This window comes from Nocardia sp. NPDC102475 (assembly GCF_055584605.1).
In genome coordinates this window covers 136,997-162,901 of the sequence record NZ_JBVJLS010000003.1, presented here as the reverse complement: position 1 = coordinate 162,901, position 25,905 = coordinate 136,997, and the positions used below count along the sequence as shown (strand labels likewise).

Here is a 25,905-nt window from a genome sequence, read left to right as displayed (position 1 = left end):
GCAGCAGATGCTCGAACAGCTCCCATTCGGCGTTGTAGAAAATGTCGATCTCGGCCAGGTCGTGGCACGGCAATCGGACACCGGAGCACGGCTCGAATCGCATCGAGTGCGAGACATAAAAAGGTGATGTCTAGTAGTATTAGCTGGGTGCGGTGCAACGGGTTTCCATATATCGCAGACGCAGGAGGTCCCTACGCGTAGTTCCGGCGCGTGGACGTCTGAGCATCGTGTCTTTTGAAGGGGCAAGACAATGTCCGAAGCGGCAGCCGCCCGGGCAGGGCTCAACTTTGAGGTTGTGATTCCGAACCGAGGAATCAGCCACCTCCGCACTGCGGATCTCATTTCGATACGGACATATCGTGCATAGCTCCGCGTGTCCGGCGAGGTCTCCATAGACCTGCTGTGAGCAGGGGTTTTCTGGACCTCTGCACGCTTGCGGCGGCACATCTTCGTATCGCCGTTACGACGAAATTGTTGCACCGTTGCTCGGCAACGTCGGGGAGAGTCTGTTAGTGAAGTAAATGCGCTTCGGCCGGTGCATGACCGCAGCATTGGATGGACGTTCGCTGCGACGTCGATGAAATGCATATGTAATTGCATCGGTATGGAAAAGCGCCTACGGGAAATTCCGGACACGGACAGGTCTTTGTTGCACGCTGCACCTGTGTCTCGGAATTCGAGGAGGGGTTAGACAATGAGTTCGAATTCAGCGACGCCTGCCGACCGACATCCGGATTTGATTCCACTTTCGAGGGCGCAATACGGAATGTGGCTCGCGGACAACCTGCCCGGCGGTCCGAACGTCAATATCGCACACTACGTCGAGATCGAGGGGCCTATAGACTACGGCGCTTTCACCAAGGCGGTGAACGACGCCGGCCGTGAAACCGAGTCTCTTGTTGTCCGGGTGGTCGAATCCGGCGGTCAGCCGTACCAACTCGTCGACCGCGGCATTGTGTACGACGAGCCGTTGCTGGATCTCAGCGCCGAAGACGATCCGTACGCGGCGGCGATGGAATGGATGCGCCGTGACTACAACACCAAAGCCCTCGACCTAGCTCGGGACCGGCTGGCCGCGACGCGGCTTATCCGGCTCGGCGAAGACCGGTATCTGTGGTACGCGCGCGCCCATCATCTGGTGATCGATGGCTTCGGCGCATTCAACACCGTGAACCGAGTGGCCGAGCACTACAACGCGTTGCTCGAGGGCAGGCCGCCGGCCCGGCTGGCGGCGGCCCGGCTGGCGGACATCATCGCGGCGGAGCGCGAATATCGAATGAGCCGCCGGTTCGACACCGATAAGGCGTACTGGCTCGACAAGGTCGCCGATCTGCCGCCAGCGGCGAGTCTGTCCGGTCGTACCGCCAAGTGGAGCGAAGACGACCGTTTTGCCGGTCGGCCGTTGCCGGCGCGGTTGACCGCCATGCTCGACCGTTTCGCCGACGATCTGCACGCATCGCCCGCGCAAGTGGTGGTGGCCGCGTTCGCCGCGTTTCTCGCCCGCATGACAGACACCGACGACGTCGTCTTGTCGCTGCCGGTGACCGGACGTGTGACGATGCCCTTGCGGAACGCCGCCGCGATGTTGGCGAATATGGTGCCGATCCGATTCGCCGTGGACGCGACGACCACCGTGGACGGGCTGATTCGCACGTCGGTGTCCGAACTCGTCCTGGCAATGCGGCACCAGCTCTATCGGTTCGAGGATCTGCGCCGCGAGTCCAACGCGTTGGACGCGGCCGCGACCTCGTTCGGTCCGATCGTCAATATCTTGTTCTTCGATTCCGGGATTCGGCTCGGTTCGGCGATCGGCCGCTACCGCGCACTGACGTCCGGGGCCCTGGACGACCTGCAGCTCAATATGTACCGCTCCGGGGCAGACGCGCCGCTGCTCATCGAATTGCACGGCAACGCCAACCTCTACAGCCAGGACGAACTCGACGTGCACGCCGGTCGATTCGTCGACTTCCTGCACCGCATGCTGGACTCGCCTGTCGACACCCGCCTGGTCGACATACCGCTTGTCGATCCCGCCGAGGAGCGGCGCATGCTGGGCGAACTCGTCGGCCGCGACGGCATGGCGACCTCTGCGACGCTAGTCGATCTGCTGATGCGACAGGCCACGTCCACCCCGTCGACAGTGGCCGTCACGTCGGGTACGACCGCCCTCACCTACCGCGAGCTCGACGAGCGCTCGAACCGGTTCGCCCGCAAGCTCATCGCCCTCGGCGCTGGGCCGGAATCGCTGGTGGCCATCGCGATGCCACGCGATGCCGATCTGATCATCGTCGCTCTCGCGGTGCTGAAGTCGGGCGCCGGGTATCTGCCGCTGGACCTCGCGCACCCGCTCGATCGACTCGACTACGTGCTGAACGACGCCGATCCGATCGCTGTGGTGACGAACCGGAGCATGCGCGATCAGCTACCCAGTGATGCCGGCCCCGTGGTGCTGTTCGATGACGACCCGGGCGTGGAGACCGCTGGTCCGATCACCGATGCGGAACGCACCCGCCCGCTGCGTGGCGAAAACGTCGCCTACGTCATCTACACCTCAGGCTCGACGGGACGGCCGAAGGGCGTGCCGATCACTCATCGCGCGGTCGCCACCTACCTGACGAATGCGTGTACCGAAACCGGAGTCCGCGCCGGCGATGTGTGGACGTTGTTCCATTCGTTCGCATTCGACTATTCGGTGTGGGAGATCTTCGGTGCACTGGTCAGCGGCGGCCGGGTGGTCGTGGTGGACGGCCCTGCCACACGTTCGCCGGACGACGTCGTGCGCCTGGTGGCGCGCGAGCACGTGAGCATCCTCAGCCAGACCCCCTCGGCGTTCCATCAATTCGCCACCGCGCGACAGCGATATGCGGAGGCAGGGGAACCCGATGGTGAGGTTTGCTTGCGACTGGTCGTCCTCTCGGGCGAAGCTCTCGATCCCGCGGATTTGTCGGACTGGTACGAACATAATCCGAACCTGCCCGTGCTCGCCAACAGCTACGGCATCACCGAAACGACCGTCTTTGTCACCTATCTCCGGTTGACACCCGACATCGCCGTGCCCGGCGCACCCAGCACGATCGGCCCACCGCTGCCCGGCTTGCGCGTGTACATCCTGGACGAACGACTGCGCCCGGTGCCGCTGGGAGCCTGGGGCCAGATCTATGTCGCGGGATCGCAACTTGCCCGCGGCTACCTGGGCCGCCCTGGGTTGACCGCAGGACGCTTTGTCGCCGACCCGTTCGGCGAGCCGGGTCGGCGTCTCTATCGCAGCGGCGACGTCGCGCGACGAAACACCAAGGGCGAGTTGGAATATCACGGACGCGCCGATCAACAGGTGCAGCTGCGCGGGTTCCGGATCGAGCTGGACGAGATCCGCAGCGCGCTGGTCAGCCACAGTGCGGTCTCCACGGCGGTCGTCATCGTGCACCTGCCGGGTACCGAAGCGGCACGGCTGATCGCCTACGTCGTGCCCGTCGACGGCGCGGTCTGCGAGCCCGAGGTGCTGCGCACGCACGTAGGGTCGATGCTGCCGGAATACATGGTCCCGGTCCACATCGTCGTATTGCAGGCGTTGCCCCTGACCGTCAACGGCAAAGTCGACCTTCGGGCGTTGCCCGAGCCGACCGTCGGTTCGGCTGCGGCATATGTAGCGCCGCGCACCGCGGTCGAGGAGACCATCACCGACGTCTTCGCCGAGGTCCTCGGCACTGCGAAGGTCGGCGTGCTGGACAATTTCTTCGACCTGGGCGGCAATTCGCTCACCGCCACCAGCGCTTCCGTACGGATCGCCGAGCTGACCCGGTGCGAGGTATCGGTGCGCGAGCTGTTCGGCAAGCAGAACGCTGCCGAACTCGCCGCCCATATCGAAGCCGGTCGGCACTCCAGCCGCCCCGCGCTGCGGGCGCGGCCACGCATCGAGCCCATTCCGCTGGCGCCCGCGCAGAACCGGATCTGGTTGATCAATCAGGTCGACCTGGAGTCGGCGGCGTACAACATTCCGCTGGTGCTGCAGCTGACCGGACACCTCGACACCTCTGCGCTGCGCTCGGCGCTGACCGACGTGCTCGAACGGCACGAATCCCTGCGCACCGTGTATCCGGCCGTGAACGGTCAAGGGACGCAGATGATCTTGTCTGCCGAGCAAGTCGCTGCCGACCTCGATGCGACCCCGCAGCTCACCAGTCCCGACGATTTCGACAGCCGGATCCGCGAGCTGACCGCGACCGGGACCGACGTCCGTCGACGTCCACCGATCCGGGTCGCACTGCTCGCATCCGCCGACCAGCGCAGACATGTCTTGGTCGTCGTCCTGCACCACATCTGCTGCGATGGATCGTCACTGGTACCGCTCGCGGCCGATTTCGCCGCGGCCTACCGGGCGCGGTCGCAGGGACATGCCCCGGATTGGCTGCCACTGACCGTGCAGTACGCCGACTACAGCATCTGGCATCGCGATGTGCTCGGCGACGAAGACGATCCGGACTCGCTTGTGGCGCGCCAATTACGTTACTGGACAGCGCAATTGGCGGGTATGGCACGGCCGTTGGAACTCCCTGCCGACCGTCGGGCGCCGGCTCGCCGGTCCACGCTCGCAGATGTCGTCGACACCGAGCTCCCCGCTGAGACGTGCGCCGGGATCGAACGAGTGGCGCGCACGGCGAACGTCACGACCTTCATGGTCGTTCATGCCGCGTTGGCCGTCCTGCTCGCCCGGTTGTCGGATTCGGCGGACATCACCATCGCGACGCCGGTCGCGGGCCGGGGCGAGCGCGCGCTGGAACCGCTGATCGGCATGTTCGTCAACACGGTGCCGCTGCGCACTCAGGTGCGCGGTGGCGAATCGTTCACGGATTTCCTGACGCGAGTCAAAGATATCGATGTCGAAGCTTTCGCCCACAGCGACGTGCCGTACGAACGCGTGGTCGAAGCGGTTGATCCGATGCCGTCGGCGGCGCACGAATCGCTGTGTCAGGTATACCTCGCCTTCGAGAACATGGACCGCCCGAGCCTGAAGCTGTCCGAGCTCGCCGCTGAGATCCTGGATCCGGGACCGCAACCGGCGAAGGTCGACATCATTGTCACCGTCACCGAGAACACTAGGGCGGCAAGCGATCTCGAGCTACGGTTCAACTACGCGACTGACCTTTTCGATCGGGGGACGATCGAGGAATTCGCCGCGCGACTGAATCGTGTCCTCGAGTCGGTCGTGTCGAATCCGCAGCAGCGAGTGGGTGCTGTCGATGTGCTGTCGAGGACCGAGCGAGCTGCGTTGGTGCCCGCGTCGGGCGGCCGTGCCGAGGCGCCACGGGTGCTGGCGGAGTTGCTGACGGTGCAGGATCCGGATGCCGTGGCGATCGTGTCGGGAGAACGCACGGTGTCCTACGGGGAGTTGGATGCCTGGTCGAATCAGCTCGCTCGGTTGCTGATCGAGTGGGAGATCGGCCCGGATGATCGGGTCGCGCTGGTGATGGCGCGGTCGGTGGAACTCATGGTGGGGATGTGGGCGGTGGCGAAGGCGGGTGCGGCATTCGTCCCGGTGGATCCGCGTAATCCGGCCGAGCGAATCGCGCTCATGGTCGCCGATGTTCAGGTGGCGTTGACGGTGGAAGCAACCCAGCACCTGCTCCCGCCCGCAGTGGAGCGGTTGATACTCGACGATCCGGGCACTGAGGTCTGCATAGCGGCGCGATCCCCGGCCGCCGTGACGGAAGCGGATCGGATCCGCGCCTGCCGTGCCTCGAACGCGGCGTACGTGGTGTACACCTCGGGGTCGACGGGTGAGCCGAAGGGCGTCACTGTGACGCACGAGGGCTTGGCGAATTTCGCCGCCGAACAACGTGAACGCTATTGGATCGACAGATCTGCGCGGGTGTTGCAGGTGGCGGCTCCGGGCTTCGATGCGGTGGTGCTGGAGTTGCTGATGGCGCACCCGAACGGTGCGGCCTTGGTGGTGTCGCCGCCAGATGTTTTCGCCGGCGATCGGTTGACGGAACTGATTCGCAAGCAACAGGTTTCGCATGCATTCATCACGCCGAGCGTGCTGGCGACGATGTCGCCGACCGATATGGATTCATTACAGGTATTGGTCGCCGGTGGGGAGGCAGTGTCGGCGGAAACGGCCGCGGTGTGGAGTCCAGGCCGTCGGTTGTTCAACGGGTACGGGCCGACCGAGACCACGATGATGGTCGCGATCAGTGATCCCCTGTGCTCGGGTGCCCGCGTCACGATCGGTGGCCCGATCCGCGGTGTCGAGGCCTTGGTATTGGACGCGAATCTGCAGCCGGTACCGGTCGGGGTAACGGGACAGCTCTACATCTGCGGTATCCATCTCGCCCGCGGATACCTCGACCGACCCACGGACACCGCGTCGGCATTCGTGGCCGATCCCTTCGGTGCGGTGGGGGCACGTATGTACCGCACCGGCGACCTGGCTCGCTGGACACCCGAGCGCATCCTCGAATATGTCGGGCGCACCGACTTCCAGGTGAAGATCCGCGGCCAGCGCATCGAACTCGGCGAAATCGAAGCCGTCCTCGCTGGGCATCCAGCGGTTGCGGCCGCGGTGACGGTCAGTGTTGCGACCGAGAGCGGACCCAGGCTGGCCGCCTGTGTCACGCCGGCAACCGATAATGCCGTCGACGTCGCGGAGCTGATGTCCTACGCCGCCCGGCGCCTGCCGTTGCACATGGTGCCGGAGGCGGTGACGGTGCTGGACACACTACCGCTGACAGCGGTGGGCAAGATCGACCGTGCCGCGTTGCCGGTACCGGTTTTCGCCGCCGAGACCACCGAGTTCGTCGCGCCACGCGATGCGGTCGAGCAGATCGTCGCCGATGTGTGCGGCGCTGTTCTGGGCATCGATCGCGTCGGCGTCCTCGACAACTTCTTCGATCTCGGCGGCAACTCGCTGTCGGCGACGCGGCTGGCCGCGCGGTTGAGCGCTGTGTTCGGTGTCGAAATTCCGCTGCACACCGTGTTCGACGCACCGACCATCGCGGCATTCGCGGCGGATCTGCGGGCCATCGACGCACCCGGGCGGGAACCACTGATTCCGCAGGAACGCCCGGCGCGGATCCCGCTGTCGCCTGCCCAGGCCCGCATGTGGTTTCTCAATCAGTTCGACACCGGCTCAGCGCTTTACAACATCGCCCTCGTCGTGGACATGTCTGGTCCCTTCGACGTCGCAGCTATGCACGCGACGATCGCCGATGTGCTCGACCGGCACGAAGCTCTCCGGACTATTTACCCGGACAGTGACAGCGGACTGCATCAGCTCATCGTGCCGGTACAGGTGGCACTACCCCCGCTGGCGCCGATCGAGGTGGCGGCGGCAGACTTCGAGGCGCACATCGCTGCGGCGGCCGCAGCCGGGTTCGACGTCACACGCGAGGTTCCTTTCCGAATCACGTTACTGCGCAATGCATCCGATCAACACACCCTGGTCCTGGTCGTCCATCACATCAGCTTCGACGGATCCTCGCTTACGCCGCTGGCCGCGGACCTGATGACCGCCTACAACGCCCATATCCGGCACGAGGCGCCGCAGTGGTCGCCGTTGCCCGTGCAGTATGCGGATTATGCCCTGTGGCAACAGAAATGGCTGGGCACCGAAGACGAGCCGAACTGCCCGGCCGCCACCCAGATCGAGTATTGGCGGGCTGCACTGGCCGATCTGCCCGAAGTACTCGATCTGCCCACCGACCGTCCGCGCCCGGCGCGGCAATCGTTCCGTGGTGCGACGGTGTCGGCGACGCTGCCGGCCGACCTCGGTCGTGACCTGGTCGCCCTGGCCCGCCGCCGCAGCGTGACGGTCTTCATGGTGCTACACACGGCGTATGCCACACTGCTGGCCAGGCTTTCGGGATCCGGTGACATCGCTGTCGGCACGCCCATTGCCGGTCGCGGCGAACCGGGACTCGAGCACCTGGTCGGAATGTTCGTCAATACCTTGGTGCTGCGCACGCGCATAGAACCCGGCGCGTCCTTCCTCGACATCCTGGAACAGGTCCGGGCTATCGATCTGGCCGCCTTCGACCACGCCGACATCCCGTTCGAGCGCCTCGTCGAAGTGCTGAATCCGCCACGCACGGCGGCCCACGCGCCGTTGACACAGGTGGGTTTCTCGTTCCACAACATCGAGATTCCCACGGTGCAGTTCGAGGGCCTGACGGTGTCGGCCCGGACCGCCGATCCGAGCGTGGCCAAATATGATCTGCATCTGAATCTCGTCGACACCGCGGAGCATGCTGGTGAACCCGGCGCGATGGCAGTCGAATTCAGTTACGCCACAGATCTTTTCGACGAAGCAACGATCACTTCGATGGTCGACCGGTTCGTACTGCTGCTGCGTGCGATAGTCGCCGATCCCGCCCGCGCGGTCGGCGACATCGAGCTGCAGACCGCGCATGAGGTGCGCGAGCGAGCCGTGCGCGAAACCGGGGGGACGACGACTCCGCCGTCGCCTGCGACGATCGCGGACCTGTTCGCCGCCCAGGCCGCAGCGACGCCGGACAGCACGGCCGTGCTCGACTCCGAAGACGGCACGCGCCTGAGCTATCGAGAGTTCTCGGCACGGGTGAATTCGCTGGCGCGTTCGTTGATCGGACGCGGCGTCGGCCCCGAAACCGTTGTGGCAGTGTCGATGCGCCGCTCCATCGACCTGCTGACCACACTGTATGCGATCCACGCGGCTGGCGGGGCCTACCTACCCCTGGATCCGGATCACCCGCTCGATCGCGTGCGCACCGTCCTCGCCGCCGCGCGGGCGCGGGCGGTGCTCACCCGGCCGTTCGACGACGCGAATCTGCCCGAGAACGCCCCGGTTTGGGCGCTCACGGAACTCGACACCGAGTACCGGGATGCGTCGCCGGTGACCGACGCCGACCGGGTCGAGCCGCTACATCCCGAGAACCTGGCGTATGTCATCTATACCTCCGGTTCGACCGGAGTGCCGAAGGGTGTGGCGGTACCGCATGCGGCGGTGGTCAATCAACTCCGCTGGATGCGTGAGCACTACGGACTCGGTGACGATGTCATGCTGTTGCGGACTCCGGCCACCTTCGACCTGTCGGTCTGGGAGTTGTTCTGCCCCTTGACATGTGGTGCGAAGCTGGTTGTCGCGGGCCCAAACGGCAGCGGCGACCCGGATGCGGTGGCGCGGTTGATAGCCGAACAGCGTATAACGACAGCGAATTTCGTGCCGTCCTTGCTCTCGGTGTTCCACGAGACGGCCGACGGGCACCGGTTCCCGGACCTGCGGCGTGTGCTGTGCATCGGCGAGGCGCTGCCGGTCGAAACCGTCCGCCGTTTCCGGGATCTGAGCGACGCGCGCATCGACAACCTGTACGGGCCGACGGAGACCGCGGTCAGCGTCACCGCGTATCGCATCGACGGGTTGGACAGCCCGGCGGTGCCGATCGGGGTTCCCCAGCCGAACGTCATCGTGCACGTACTGGATTCGCGACTGCACCCCGTTCCGGTGGGGGTGACCGGTGAGCTGTATCTGGGCGGAATCCAGCTGGCCCGCGGATACCATCAACGTCGCGATCTGACGGCGGCGGCGTTCGTCGCCGACCCGCTCGACGGCGCGCACGGATCTCGCCTGTACCGCACCGGCGACCTTGTTCGCTGGGACAAGGGCGGTGCCCTGCACTATGTCGGCCGTGCCGATGATCAGGTGAAGATCCGCGGGCTGCGGATCGAATTGGGCGAAATCGAGGCAGCTCTGCTCGCGTACGTGCAGGTGACCGCCGCCGTTGCGCGAGTGTATTCCGGCCGCGACGAGCAACGCTTGGTCGCCTACGTGGTCACTCCGGAAACATTGGACACCAGACAGATTCGACACTTTCTGCTGGAGCGACTGCCTGCCTATATGGTGCCGTCCGCGATCGTTCGGATCGACGCGGTCCCGCTCACGGCGAACGGCAAGGTCGATTTTCGGGCTTTGCCGGTTCCAGATCTGAGCAACCACTCGGAATACCGGTCGCCGCGAGGGCTTGTGGAGCAGGTCGTCGCCGAGGTTTTCGCCGAGCTGCTCGGCGTGCCGACGGTCGGCGCGGACGACGACTTCTTCGACCTCGGCGGGAATTCGCTGGTCGCCACGCGCGCGCTGAGCCGGATCGGCGCCACGGTCGGCGCGACCGTACCGGTACGGATGATCTTCGAGGCCCCTACCGTCGCCGAGTTGGCCGAACGGATCGCACAGCTGCGTGGGGTGCCCGCTCTGCCCGCCCCGACGCCGAAGCCCAGACCGCAGACCTTGCCGCTGTCTACGGCGCAGGCCCGGATGTGGTTCCTCAACCAGTTCGATCCGGCCTCGCCCGGTTACGTTGTGCCGCTGGCGATTCGGCTCGATGGCCTGCTCGATACCGAGGCGCTCGCCGCGGCCGTAGGGGACGTCGTCGCCCGGCACGAGAGTTTGCGGACCATGTATCCAGCGCTCGACGGCATGCCCACACAGGTGGTGTTGGACGCGACCGATGTCGTCGGGGGCTGGGATCTGACCCCGCATCGGATCGAGGAGCGCGAGCTGGCCTCTCGGCTGGCCGCGTTCTCGAGCACCGGGTTCGATGTGTCGAAGGGCGTGCCGCTGCGGGTCGCGCTGTATCAGCTGTCGGATTCGGCCTGGGTGGTCGCGGTGGCTGTGCACCACATCAGTTGTGATGGATATTCGGTGGCACCGCTGGCCGCCGATATCGTGACCGCCTATCGGGCGCGTACCAGTGGAAACCTTCCGGATTGGGCGCCTCTCACCGTCCAATTCGCCGATTACGCCCTGTGGCAGCGCGAGGTGCTCGGCTCGCCCGACGCCCCGGACTCGCCCGTGTTCGGCGATATCGCCTACTGGCGAACCCGATTGGCGGGTATCCCCGAACTGCTCGAGTTGCCGACCGATCGGCCGCGCCCGGTCGAGCAGACCCACCACGGCGCGGTGCTACTGCTCGAGATTCCGGCCGAACTGCAGGGCCGGGTGGAGGCACTGGCCCGGCGAGCCAGAGTCACGACGTTCATGGTGGTGCACACCGCACTCGCGGTGCTGCTGTCACGGCTGTCCGGCAGCGACGACATCACGATCGGCGTACCGCACGCCGGTCGCGGACACCGTGCCCTCGACCATCTCGTCGGGATGTTCGTCAACACCTTGGTGCTGCGCACCCGTGTCACGCTCGATCAGACCTGCGCCGACCTGCTGGATGCGGTGCGCCGCAACGATATCGAGGCCTTCGACCATGCCACTGTGCCTTTCGAGCAGCTGGTGGAGGCGCTGAATCCGGCACGGTCGACGGCACACGCGCCGTTGTTCCAGGTGATGCTCGCCTACCAGAACATGGTCCGGGCGCACGTGGAACTTCCTGGCCTCACCATCGAGACCATCGACCCGGGTGACAGCGCCGCGATCTACGACCTGCTGCTCATGATGACCGAGGAGCACGGGCCCGACAACGAGCCGACCGGCATGACGCTGCGCCTGACCTACGCCACCGACCTGTTCGATGCCGACTCCGCGCAGCGTTTCGCCGATCGGTTCGTGCGTCTGCTGGACGGTCTCACGACCGACGCCGATACGCCGGTCGGCGATATAGATCTGCTCGATGCCGGCGAGCGGCAGCGGGTACTCCACCGCTGGAACGACACCGGCGACCCCGCCCCGGCGGGCCGGACCATGGTCGACGCCTTCACCGACCAGGTCGAACGTACCCCGGATGCCCCGGCGATTCGGCTTGCGGACGGGGAGGCGCTGACCTACCGGGAGTTCGCCGCACGCGTCAACCAGTTGGCCAGGTGGCTCATCTCCCGCGGTGCAGGGCCGGAAACCATTGTGGCGGTGAGTGTTCGGCGATCGATCGAGCTCGTCACGGCACTGTATGCGGTGGTCGAGGCGGGGGCTGCCTTCCTACCGATAGATCCGGACCAACCGACTGCGCGCATCTCCGGTGTGCTCGGCACGGCACGTCCACTGCTGGTGCTCACCACCTCGGCGGACGACGCCAGTCTGCCCGCCGGATTCGACTCCGTTCGCATCGATCGACTGGAGGTGGGCGAACTGTCCGGCGCCCCGATCATCGACGCGGAACGGCTCGCGCCGCTGCGCCCGGAGAACGTGGCCTACGTGCTGTTCACCTCCGGCTCTACCGGCGTTCCCAAAGGTGTGTCTCTGACGCACGCCGCGACCATGAGTCAATTGGCGTGGGCGCAGCAGCAGTGGCCGCACACCGCCTCCGATACGGTGTTGCACAAGACCCCGATTACCTTCGACATCGCCGTGTGGGAGTTGTTCTGGCCGTTGCAGGTCGGCGCGCAGATCGTGGTGGCCGAACCCGACGGGCACCGGGACCCGGCCTACCTCGCCGGTGTGATCGCGAGCCGTGACGTCAGCACAGTGCACTTCGTTCCTTCGATGCTCGAGGTCTTGCTCGAATCCGATGATGATACCGAATTGCATTCCATCCGAAGGATTTTCGTCGCCGGGGAGGCGCTGGCGCAGCACACCGTCGATGCCGCGGTGCGCGTGTTCCCCGAGGCCGAGGTGGTCAACTGGTACGGTCCGGCGGAGGCGGAGGTGGTTACGGCCGCGCGCTGCCTGCGGGGTGCGCGGACCCCGGCGACGGTCTCGATCGGTGCGCCCGTGGCGGGTATGCGGGTCTACGTGCTCGACAAGCGGCTGCGACCGGTGCCGGTCGGTGTCGTCGGCGATCTGTACGTTTCGGGTGTGCAGGTGGCGCGCGGCTATCACGCTCGCGCCGACCTCACCTGCGCCGCCTTCCTCGCGCACCCGTTCGGGGCGCCGGGGGAGCGGATGTATCGCACGGGTGACCTGGTGCGGTGGACGCGCGGGGGTGAGCTGGAATTCTTGGGCCGCAGCGATTTCCAGGTGAAGGTGCGCGGTCAGCGGGTGGAGCCGGGTGATATCGAAGCGGCGGCGTGCGCGCTGCCGGAGGTGGCTCGTGCGGTTGCCGTCGCGACCTCCGAACGCATTGTCGCCTATGTGACACTGGTGCCCGCCGCGGTGACCGATGGGCGCATGCTCCGCGAGCAGCTTTCGCACGTGCTGCCGTCGTATCTGGTGCCGGCTCGCGTCGAGATGCTCGACGCCATGCCGCTCAGCTCGAACGGCAAACTCGACCGCGCCGCCTTGCCGGCGCCTACCTTCGACGACGGCGAGGAATTCGTCGCGGCACGCACCGAACGCGAAGCGGCACTGGCCGATATCGTTGCCGCGGTCACCGGTAGCGAGCGAGTGAGCGTGGCGGCGAACCTTTTCGAAATCGGTGTGGACTCCCTGTCGGCGGTTCGGATCGCCGCGCGCGCCCAGACGGCGCTCGGTGTCGAAGTCGGCATCCGCGATATTTTCGAGGAGCCGACGATCGAGGGATTGGCGGCCCGGCTGGCGCAGCGAACGCGGTCGGCGCTGATGCCGCTCGCGCCGCGGCCGCGCCCGGCGGCGATCCCGCTGGCTATGGCGCAACGCCGGTTGTGGTTCATCAACCAGTTCGATACCGCTTCGGCGGCCTACAACATCAGTTTCACGGCCCGGTTGACCGGTGCGCTCGACGTCGAGGCGCTGCGGGCGGCGTTCGGCGATGTGGTGTCTCGGCACGAGCCGTTGCGGACGGTGTATCCCACGGTCGGCGGGGAGCCGTGTCAGGTCGTGCAGGATGTGACGAACGTGGTCGAGGGCTCGGCACTGGATCCGGAGCCGGTCGCCGATGAGACGGTGCTGGGCGAGCGGATCCGGCGGACGGTCGAGACGGGCTTCGATGTCGCGCACACGGTGCCCATGCGAGCACGGCTGTATCGCACCGGCCCCGACGCGCATGTTCTGGTGCTGGTCGTCCATCACATCGCCGCCGACGGCGCGTCGATGGCGCCGTTGGCGCGCGACATCTTCGCCGCCTACCGTGCGCGAGTGAAAGGCACAGCGCCGCAATGGAAACCGCTGACCGTCCAGTACGCCGACTATGCGCTGTGGCAGCGGGAGGTCCTCGGCGACGAGGACGATTCGTCGTCGATGATCGCGCGGCAGATCCCCTATTGGACCGAGGCTCTCGCCGACGCCCCGGAGTTGCTCGACCTGCCGACCGATCACCCTCGACCCGCGACCATGTCGATGGTGGGCGGCAGTGTCCGCTTTGGCATTCCGCAGCGGCTGCACGAGGAGGCCGTGCGGCTGGCCCGCCACGAGGGCGTCACCGTTTTCATGGTGCTGCACGCCGCGCTGGCGATCGTGCTGGCGCGCACCGCGCATACCGACGATGTGTCGGTCGGTACGCCGGTCGCGGGCCGGGGCATCCCGGCGCTGGAGGATCTCGTCGGCATGTTCGTCAACACGGTGGTGCTGCGCACGCCGGTCCGCGACGACCGTTCGTTCCAGCAACTTGTGGCCGAGGTACGCGGCATCGACCTCGAGGCTCTCGCGCATGCGGATCTGCCCTACGAGCGGTTGGTCGACGTGCTCGACCGGCCCCGGTCGACGGCGTATACGCCGCTGTATCAGGTGCTGTTCGGATTGCAGAGCGCCGCTGCGGCCCAGTTCCAGCTGTCCGACGTCGATGTCGAAGTGCTCGATCCCGGTGTCGCCCAGGCCAAGACCGACCTCATGATGTTGCTGACCGAACGCCTCGACGGCGCTCGACCCGCCGGGATCGCGGGTGAAATCGTCTATGCGACAGATCTTTTCGCGGAATCGTTTGCGACAGCGCTGGCCGACCGGTTCCTGCGCGTCCTCGACGCGGTCCTCGCCGATCCGGCTCGGTCGATAGGTGAGATCTCATTGATCGGTGTCGAAGACGCCGAACGGCTGATCCCGGCGCGCGGCGGCGCCGCACCCGCGCCGCGTCTGCTGCCCGATCTGCTGGCTTCGGCCGTGGCAACGACTCCCGAGGCGATCGCCCTGATCGACGGCACCCGCACGCTCACCTATGGCGAGCTCGACCGCCGCGCCGATCAGCTTGCGGCGCAACTGCTTTCCTGGGGAGTGGGGTCGGGGATGTGCGCAGCGCTGGTCGTACCGCGCTCGGCCGACTATCACGTCGCCATGTGGGCGATCATGAAGACCGGAGCCACATTCGTGCCCGTGGACCTGCGTTATCCGCCGGAGCGGATCGCATATCTGCTCGACGATTCCGGTGCCGAGGTCGGCGTCACGGTCGCGGAGGCGCGACCGTCCCTGCCCGACGGCGTCCGCTGGTTGGTGTATGACGACCCGCGCACGGTCACCGAGATCGCCGCACGTCCCAGCCGTGCCGTGTCGGACGCGAATCGCCTTCGCCCCCTTCATATTCAGGATGCGGCGTATGTGATCTACACGTCGGGTTCGACCGGCACGCCGAAGGGTGTGATGATCACCCACGAGGGGCTGGCGGCCTTCGCGGCCGAGCAGCGTGAGCGCTACCGGGTCGAGGCCACCTCGCGCGTGCTGCAAGCCGCGGCACCCGCATTCGACGCGGTGCTGCTCGAAGCCTTGATGGCGCATGCGGCCGGCGCGGCGCTGGTGGTGTCGCCGCCGGAAGTGCTCGGCGGCGCGGCTATGGCCGAACTGATCCGGACCCATCAGGTGACCCATGCGTTCCTGACACCGAGTGTGCTGGCGACGATGTCGCCCGCCGAGGTGGATTCGGTGCGGATGCTTGCGGTCGGCGGTGAAAAGGTGGCGCAGGATCTGATCACCGCCTGGTCGGCCGGGCGGCGGCTGCATCACATCTACGGCCCGACCGAGACGACGATCGTGATAACGATCAGCGACCCGGTGCGCCCGGGGGAGGTGCTCACCATCGGCGGACCGATCCGCGGCGCCGAGGCGATGGTGCTGGACGCGCGGCTGCGGCCGGTGCCGATCGGAGTGCCCGGCGAGCTGTACTTCTCCGGCGCCGCGCTGGCCCGCGGCTATCTGAATCGTCCTGGGACAACGGCACGTTCGTTCGTGGCGAACCCGTACGGTGCGCCGGGTTCGCGGATGTATCGCACCGGCGATATCGTCCGCTGGACCGCGCAGGGCACACTGCAGTACGTCGGGCGCCTCGATTTCCAGATCAAGATTCGCGGTCAGCGCGTCGAGCTGGGCGAGATCGACGCCTCGCTGCAAACCTATCCGTCGGTCGCGACGGCAGTCACCGTTAGTCGTCGAGGCCCCAGCGGGCACCCGGTGCTCGTCGCGTACGTCACGGCCGAACCCGCAACGGTCCTCGAACCGAGCGCGGTGCTCGATCATGTCGCTGCCGCCCTGCCTGCACACATGGTCCCGGCGACGATCACCGTGCTGGATCACCTGCCACTCACCTCGTCCGGCAAGGTGGATCGAGAAGCATTGCCGCAGCCGGTTTTCGGGACCACCGTAGACGCCGCCGTCGCGGCATCGACCGACCTGGAACGCACCATCGCCGCTGCCTTCGCCGACGTCGTGGGTGTGTCCACCGTGGGCGCGACGACCTCCTTCTTCGCGCTCGGCGGCGACTCCATCATGTCTATTCAGCTGGCTGCGCGCCTGAAAGCGGCGGGGATCGCCGTGACGGCCCGAGACATTTTCGAGCACAAGACGGTTCGCGGGCTTGCGCAGGTCGCGCAGGCCGCCGAACGGGCGACGCTCACCGAGCTGCCCGGCGCCGGCGTGGGCGAGATCCCGGGCACGCCGATCGTGTCCTGGTTCGTCGAGCGACTCGGGTCGCCTGCTCGGTTCGCGCAGTCGATGCTGGTGGGTTTGCCGCACGACGCGGGCATCGACGCGGTGGTCTCGACCGTACGGGCGATCGTCGAAAACCATGACATGCTGCGCTCGCGGCTCGATGGGCAACGCTGGGAGGTATTGCCACCGAGCGCCGCCGCCGGTTCGGTCTCCGTACGGTCCTTCGGCGCCGACGAAACTCCTGGCAGCGCCGGTTTCACCGCCGTGGTGGAAGCGGCGTCCGCCGCGGCCTACGATCGGCTCGATCCGGCGGCGGCCAGGCTGGTGCATGTCGTGTGCTTGCTGCCCGAACCCGGTGTGGACGCCGAAGGCCGGGCACTGATCGTAATTCATCACTTGGCCGTCGATGCGGTGTCGTGGCGAATCCTGGTGCCGGACTTCGTGACTGCCTGGCAGCAGATCACCCGGGGCCGGGCGGTCGAGCTAGCGGCACCGGGCACCTCCATGCGTCGGTGGGCACACGCGTTGATCGCCGCCGCACCCGAGCGCACCGGGGAAGTCGAGCTCTGGCAGCGGATCGGTGCGGCACCGGATCCGCTGCTCGGGCGGGCGCAGCTGGATTCCGCGCGCGACACCCAGGCGACTGTGCGTGAGCTGACCGTGTCGCTCCCAACCGAGGTGACCTCGGCATTGCTCGACCAAGTGCCACACGCCGTGCGCGGCAGCGTCGACGAAGTGCTTCTCGCTGCGCTCACCGTGGCACTGACTCGGTGGCGCAGGCGTCGCGGCGACGCGCACGCGGGCATGAAGGTCCTGCTGGAAGGGCACGGCCGCGAGGAGCAGATCGCCGCGGGCGCCGACATCTCCCGAACCGTGGGCTGGTTCACCAACCGCTATCCGGCTGCGCTCGATCTGAGCGGCATCGATCCAGCGGATCTGCGCGCGGTGGTGAAATCGGTCAAGGACCAGCTGCGCGCCATCCCGGACAAGGGCATCGGCTACGGCCTGCTGCGCTATCTGAACCCCGACACGGCCGACCGGCTCGCCGCGCTGCCCGAGCCGCAGATCAGTGTCAATTATCTCGGCCGGGTGGGGGTCGATCTCGCGACACTGGCGGATCTGGCGTGGGTACCCACCGGCGAACCCTTCGACCGCCGGGCCGCCTTCGATCCGGATATGCCGGCCGCGGCGACTCTCACGATCGATGTGAACATCGTCGACGCCGCGGCCGGACCGCAGCTCTCGGCCTACCTCGGCTACGCCTCGCGGCTGCTCGACCACGAAGACGTGGCCGAACTCGCCGCCGAATGGGTCGATGCCCTGACCGCGATCGCGGCCCTCGCGACCGAGGACTGGGGGCTGTCACGGGCCGATGTTCCACTCGTCGACCTCACCCAGCGAGATCTGGACGAGTTCGCCGACCGGTACGGACCGCTGAGTGAGGTGTGGCCGTTGGCGCCGCTGCAGGCGGGGCTGCTGTTCCACGCCGAGATCGCCGCGGGCGGGCTCGACGTCTACCTCGCGCAATCGGCGCTCACCTTGACCGGGGCGGTCGACGAGAACCGGCTCGAGCATGCCGCGCAGGCCCTGCTTGCCCGCCATCCCAACTTGCGGGCCGCATTCACTCGCACCGCAGAAGGCATTGCAGTGCAAGCGATTCCAACCGATGTGGCGGTGTCGTGGCGCAGCGTCACGCTGTCCGGCGACACCCCGGACCTGAACGAGGTGATCGACACGGAGCGGGCGACCGGATTCGATCCGGCCGATCCGCCACTGCTGCGGTTCCTCTTGATTGCGGTGGGACCGCACGAGTTCCGGCTGCTGCTGACCGCGCATCACCTGCTGCTCGACGGCTGGTCGTTGCCGCTGCTGTGGCGTGAGCTCATCGGGTTGTACGCCGCGGACGCACAGTCGCGGTTGCTGCCCGCGGCCGCGTCTTACCGCGACTACCTGGAATGGCTCGAGCGCCGTGACCGCACCGAAAGCGTCGAGGCGTGGCGAGACGCGTTGCGCGATGTCACCGAGCCGACACTAGTCGCCGGTGCGCACACCGAGGCGGCCGCGACGATCCCGATCGATCTGACGATCGATCTCAATCGGGATACGACAGCGGAGTTGGAGGACTTCGCCCGCGCGCACGCGGTCACCATGGCGACGATCGTCCAGTTCGCCTGGGCGGTGGTGCTGAGCAACCTGCTCGGCACCGAGACCGTGGTGTTCGGCAGCACGGTGTCCGGCCGTCCCGCCGACGTGCCCGGGGTCGAGTCGATGATCGGTCTGTTCATCAACACGATTCCGGTCGCCGCCAACATGTGCCGGGACCGGACCATCGCCGATACGCTGACCCGACTGCAGGCCGACAACACCCGGCTGCTCGACCACCACTATCTCGAACTGCCGCAGATCCTGGCGGCCGTGGACGCTGTCGCATTGTTCGACACCCTCGTCGTGTTCGAGTCCTACCCGGTCGACAGCAGTGGACTGGGTGAAACCGAGATCGAGGGGATGCGGGTGATCGCGGCGGACGGCCGCGACGCCGCGCACTATCCGATCACCGTGCAGGCCCACCACACCGATACGCTGCACGTGCGCCTGCGCTATCAGCCGGACCATATCCACGACGAGACGGCATCCGGTCTGGCCGCCCGGCTCGACGTCGTGCTGCGCGCGATCGCGACCGATCCGCACGCGCGGCTGGATTCGGTGGATCTGCTCACCGCGACCGAACGGCGGGAGTTGGTGCCCGCAACGGGCGGCCCTCCCGTGCCGCCGCAACTCGTGGCCGAGTTGCTCACTGCGGGCGTTGATGTGAATCCCGGTGCGGCAGCGCTGCTTTCGGGGCGACATACGATGTCCTATGCCGAATTGGATGCCCGGTCGAACCAGTTGGCGCGGCAGTTGATCGAGTGGGGTCTCGGCGCCGGCGATCGGGTCGCGCTGGCGCTGGGGCGCTCGGCGGAGTTCGTCGAAGGCCTGTGGGCGGTGACCAAGACGGGTGCGGCGTTCTTGCCGATCGATCCGCGCAATCCGGCCGAGCGCGTGGCACATATGGTCGCCGATGCCCGTGTGCGGGTCGCGCTCACCGTCGCGGCGTCGCGGGATCTGCTTCCCGACGCGGTGCGCCCGCTGGTCCTCGACGATCCGGACACCGCGGCCGCCATCGCGGCGAAGTCCGCAGCGACCATCGCCGATGCCGAGCGCCTGCGGACGCCACGGATCCAGGACGCGGCGTATGTGATCTACACCTCGGGGTCCACCGGAGTGCCGAAGGGCGTCGAGGTCACCCACGCGGGGCTGGCGAATTTCGCCGCGGTCATGCGTGACCGCTTCCGTGTCGACACCAGGTCGCGTGTGCTCCACGCCGCAGGTACCGGTTTCGACGTGATGTTCCTGGAAGTTCTGCTGGCGCACACCAGCGGCGCATTGCTGGTGGTCGCCGAACCGGACGCGTTCGCCGGGGATGAGTTGGCGGAACTGATTCGCACGCAACAGGTCTCGCATGCATTCATCACCCCGAGCGTGCTGGCCACCATGGCGCCGACCGGGATGGATTCGTTGCGCGTGCTGATGGCCGGCGGAGAGGCGGTGACACCGGAGTTGGTCTCGGTGTGGTCGCCGGGCAGGTGGTTGTTGAACGGATACGGACCGACCGAAACCACGATTCTGGCCGGCATCAGCGACGCGTTGCTTCCCGGTGATGTGGTGACGATCGGTGGACCTATTCGCGGTGTCGAGGCCCTCGTCCTCGATCCGTGGCTGCGGCCGGTGCCGGTCGGAGTGGTGGGCGAGTTGTACCTCGCGGGCATCCAACTGGCCCGCGGGTATCTGAACCGGCCCGGCATCACATCCGGATCCTTTGTGGCGAATCCGTTCGGCGCGCCGGGCTCGCGCATCTACCGCACCGGCGATCTGGCCCGCTGGGACACCGACCACACCGTGGAGTATCTGGGCCGCCGCGACTTTCAGGTCAAGATCCGCGGTCAACGCATCGAACTCGGCGAGATCGAAGCCGTACTGTCAGAACAGCCCGGCGTCGACCACGCGGTGGTCGTGCTGCGCACCGATATATGCGGCACCGACCGGCTCGTCGGCTATCTGGTCGGCGACGGCCGCATCGATCCGAACGTCGTCAAGGCCGTGGCCCGGCGGTACCTGCCCGCGCACATGGTGCCAGAACTGTTCATGCCGCTACCCGAACTCCCGCTCACCGCGACCGGCAAGCTCGATCGGGCGGCACTGCCCGCGCCGCGGTTCCCAGAAGAAGGGGAACCGATCGCCCCACGCACCGAGACCGAACAGCACATCGCGGATGTCTTCGGCGAGGTCCTCGGTATCGACGCGGTCGGCGCGACCGACAGTTTCTTCGACCTCGGCGGCAATTCACTGTCGGCGACGCGGGTGGTCGCGCGATTGCGCACGACACTCGGGGTGAGACTCGTTATCCGAGACCTGTTCGACGCACCGACCGTCGCCGAGCTGGCCGCGCATCTCAGCACGGCCGAGCGCCAGCTCGCGCTGCCGCTGACACCGCGCACCCGCCCGGCGCAGGTGCCGCTGTCCCCGGCCCAGCAGCGGATGTGGTTCCTCAACCAATTCGACACCTCGGTCGGCGCCTACAACATTCCGCTGGTGATCCGGCTGCGCGGCGAACTCGACCTCGATGCTTTGCGGCAGGCGTGCGCACTGGTCATCGACCGCCACGAGTCGCTACGCACCAAATTCCCGGTGATCGACGCAATGCCCGCCCAGGTCATGGTCGACGCCGCTGAGGTGGCACCGGTGCTGACCCCGATCCAGGTCGACGAACAGCAGGTACTCGAACGGGCAGCGGAGGTGGTCTCCGCGGGCTTCGATGTGACCCACGCACCGCCGGTGCGAGCCGAACTGTTCGCCCTCGACGACCGCGATCACGTGCTGGTGATCTGCGTGCACCACATCTGCGCCGACGGACAGTCGATGATGCCGCTCGCACGGGATGTGGCAGTGGCCTACGAGGCGAGTCGGCAAGGCAGGCAACCGAACTGGCCACCGCTGCCGATCCAGTACGCCGACTACGCCTTGTGGCAGCGCGAGGTGCTCGGTGACGAGCACGATCCGGATTCGCTGGTCTCCGGGCAGCTGCGATTCTGGACCGACACCCTCGCCGGACTGCCCGAACTGCTCGAACTGCCGACCGATCTGCCGCGGCCGCCGGTGGCGTCCATGCGCGCCCGCACGGTCGACTTCGAGCTGTCCGCCGAGTTGCATGCCCGCATCGAAACCCTCGCCCGCGCGGGCAACGCCACGGTGTTCATGGTTCTGCACACCGCGTTGAACGTACTGCTGGCACGGCTGGCCGGTGTAGACGATGTGGCGATCGGCACCCCGATGGCCGGTCGTGGCGATCGCGAACTCGATGATCTGATCGGCATGTTCGTCAACACGCTGGTGTTGCGGTCGCGGGTGACATCCCGCCAGTCGTTCGAGGAGTCGCTCGCCGCCACCCGCGAGACAGATCTGGCCGCGTTCGCGCACGCCGACGTGCCATTCGAGCAGGTCGTGGAGGTGTTGAATCCACGCCGGTCGACCGCGCACATGCCGCTGTATCAAGTGACTCTCGACGTCCAGGATCTCAGTGCGGCCGCGTTGGAGCTGGGGGAGCTCACCGTCGAGCCGATCGAAGCAGGTTTCGACCAGGCCCGCGCGGATCTGAACGTGAAACTCGTCGAACAGGTCGACGCCGGGGGCGCACCGAGCGGCATGGCCGGCCGATTGACCTTCGCCGCCGATCTATTCGTTGAGCAGACGATGTCTCGTTTCGCGCGCGCGTTCAGCCGAATCCTGGAACAGGGGACAGCGAATCCGGCTGTCGCCGTGGGCGATATCGACATCGTGGACCCCGGCCAGCGCCGCGAAGTGCTCGCGGTCGCCGGAGTCGACGGCGGCGCGGTCCCGGAAGTGACTCTGGCCGAGCTGTTCACCGCCCGGGTCTCGGCCCAGCCCGATGCGATCGCGGCCACCGACGGCGTATCGCAGATGAGTTATGCGGAGTTGGATCGGCGCGCCACCCGGCTGGCGGTTCAGCTCGCCGAGCACGGGGTGGGCCCGGAAACCCTGGTAGCGGTGGCATTGCCGCGTTCGGTCGATCTGGTCGTCGGGCTGCTCGCGGTGGTACGCGCGGGTGCGGGATATCTGCCGCTGGATGTGGCCAACCCGCCGCAGCGTTTGCGGTTCATCCTCGATGACGCGTGTCCGGCCGCGGTGTTGACTTCGGCCGAGCTGGCGACGGACATACCGGAATACCCGGCACCGACGGTTCTGATCGAAGAGGCCCTCGACGTGGTCTCGAACCGGCCGTTACCCGCGGCCGCGCGGCCGGACAACCTCGCCTACGTGATCTACACCTCCGGGTCGACCGGCACGCCGAAGGGAGTGGCCGTCAGCCACCGCGAAGCCGTCACCTTGTTCACCCACGCCGCCGAGCGATTCGACCTGCGCCCCGACGACGTGTGGACGCTGTTCCATTCCTACGCCTTCGATTTCGCGGTATGGGAGATGTGGGGCGCGCTGCTGAGCGGCGCCCGGGTGGTCGTCGTCGACTACACCACCTCCCGATCGCCGCAGGCGTTGGTGGAACTGGTGGCGCGCGAGCGCGTCACGGTGTTGAGCCAAACACCTTCGGCATTCTACGGATTCGTCGACGCCGAGCGTCGATATCGCGAATCCGGATGCGGCTGCGGTGATCTCGTGCTGCGGTATGTCGTCTTCGGTGGCGAGACATTGGATGCCACGCGGTTGACCGACTGGTTCGCCGCACACCAGCCCGGATCGCCGCAATTGATCAACATGTACGGGATCACCGAGACGACCGTGCACGTTACCTTCTCCGAGGTCGAGAGCGCGGGCGCCGCCGGGATCGGCTCGCCGCTACCGGGGCTGCGGGTGTATGTGCTCGACGACCGGCTGCAACCGGTGCCGATCGGTGTTCGTGGCGAAATCTATGTCGCTGGAAGGCAACTCGCGCGCGGCTACCTGCGAGCGCCCGCGTTGACGGCTGGCCGTTTCGTGGCGAATCCGTTCGATCCACACGGCGGCCGGTTGTATCGCACCGGCGACGTCGGGCGCTGGTTCGAGACCACCGATGGGGTCGAATTGACCTACCTCGGCCGGGCCGACGCGCAGGTGCAGTTGCGTGGGTACCGGATCGAACTGGGCGAGGTGGAGTCGGCGCTGCTGCGGCATCCCGCGGTGTCACGGGCCGCCGTGGCGGTGCACCGCCACGAGCGCGAAGTGGACCAGCTGATCGGCTACGTCGTGGGCGGCAACGGGCAGCGGATCGATCCGGGCCAGATCCGCGCAGCCGCAGCCGAAGTGCTGACCAGCTACATGGTGCCCTCGGTCGTCATGGTCCTGCCCGATCTGCCGTTGACCATCAACGGAAAGCTGGATCGAAAAGCATTGCCCGCTCCCGACTTCGACGCAGCGGTAGATCGGTTCGTCGCACCGCGAACTCGGACCGAGAAAGCGATCAGCGATGTGTACGCCCAAGTTTTGGGAACACCGCGTGTCGGGGTGATCGACGGATTCTTCGACCTGGGGGGCAACTCACTGCTGGCCACCATGGCGGTAATGGAGTTGCGGACTCGTGGCGTGACGATCGAATTGCCTTGGATGTTCGAGGATGCGACTCCGCAGGCCTTGGCGCGCAGGGCCGACGGCTCGGAAGGCGACTCCGGCCTGAAGGTGATGCTGGCGCTGCGCGCCAGCGGATCCGAGCCAGCGGTCTTCGCCGTGCACCCGGCGGGCGGTCTGGCGTGGTTCTACGGCGGCATCATCGAACATCTGCATCCGGATCGGCCGGTGTACGGGTTACAGGATCCGCACGTCGTGTCCGGCGAACCACGAGCGGAGTCGGTCGACGAACTCGCCGCACGCTATGTGGCCGAGATTCGCCGAGTGCAGCCTACGGGTCCGTATCACCTGCTCGGCTGGTCGTTGGGCGGACAGATCGCGCACGCTATGGCGGTACAGCTGCAGCGCGATGGTGACCGGGTCGGCATGGTGGCCCTGCTCGACTGCGCCGCCGAAGCACCGTCGCAATCGGCACCGACCGACCAGCCCGCACAGCTGATGGCCGATCTGCTCGGCGGCTGGCGAGAGCTGTTCGGTCTCGGCGACGAGCTCGAGGCGAGCAGCCACGAACAAGCCTGGAACATCATCCGCGACCAGGTGGTCGCGACCGGTCTGTTCACCGCCGAACAGACCGATCGGGTGATGGAAAGCTTCCGGACCGCGAGCGATATCTCCGTCGCGCACCGGCCACACGTCTTCGACGGCGACCTGGTGTTCTTCACCGCTGGAAAAGACCACGCCGACCACGACGGACTCGTCCACACGTGGCGGCCCTACGTCAGCGGCGAGCTACACAACGTCGTCGTCGACGCCCGCCACCTCGAGTTGAGCCATCCACATGCGCTGGCCATCGTCGGCCCTGTCCTCGAAAGGTTCATAGAACAATGCTGACCACTATGCAACAACTGCGTCTCGACGACGGCAGAATGGTGACCTGCACAAGCCCGGCCGAGGCCCGGATGCTGTGGGGTGAGACGACCGCACCGCACGGCTTCTACCGGCGCGCCGCCGCGTGCCTTTGCCCTGGAGACGTTGCCCTCGACATCGGCGCCAACATCGGACTCACCGCGATGATGTTCGCCGACATCTGCCCCGGAATTCAAGTCATCGCGGTCGAACCCGTGCCGATGACCTTTCGTTGCCTGGACCGCAATATTGCAGCGCATGTTCCGGCGGGGCTACCCCTCCAGATCGCGGTCGGCGCCACTGCGGGCACACAGCCGTTCACCTGGTATCCGCACGCATCGGCGAACTCCGGCTTCTTCGCCGATCGCGAGGCAGATGACGAAGCCACCAAGATCTATCTGCGCAACTGCGGCTTGGACGACAAGGCCATCGAGCTCATCACCACCGGCCTACACGACGGAGTACCACTGCACGTCGGGGTCACCACTGTTTCGGCGATACTGGACGAACACTGCCGCGACAGCGAGATCGGTTTGCTCAAAGTCGATGTCGAGCGTGCCGAATTGGATGTCTTGCATGGCATCGCCGAAGCGGACTGGCATCGTATCCACGCCGTCGTCGCCGAAGTCCATGATCGCGACGGCCGCCTGCGAGAAGTCGGCGAGGTGCTCGGTCGGCAGGGCATGTACGTGCAGACTCAGCAGGACCCACGTTTGATCGGAACTGAAATGCACGAGGTATTTGCCGTCAGGCCCTCGTCGACTGACTGACGC

At 66.6% G+C, this 25,905-nt stretch carries 2 protein-coding genes; both read left to right on the top strand.

The window, feature by feature from the left end:
- Positions 1-694 precede the first annotated feature (694 nt).
- Complete coding sequence (locus ACZ60G_RS06395) at positions 695-25,117, top strand: non-ribosomal peptide synthetase (RefSeq protein WP_465807816.1); 24,423 nt, start codon at positions 695-697, stop codon at positions 25,115-25,117.
- Complete coding sequence (locus ACZ60G_RS06390) at positions 25,111-25,902, top strand: FkbM family methyltransferase (RefSeq protein ID WP_465807814.1); 792 nt, start codon at positions 25,111-25,113, stop codon at positions 25,900-25,902. Before ACZ60G_RS06395 ends, ACZ60G_RS06390 begins: the two co-directional genes overlap by 7 nt.
- Positions 25,903-25,905 lie beyond the last annotated feature (3 nt).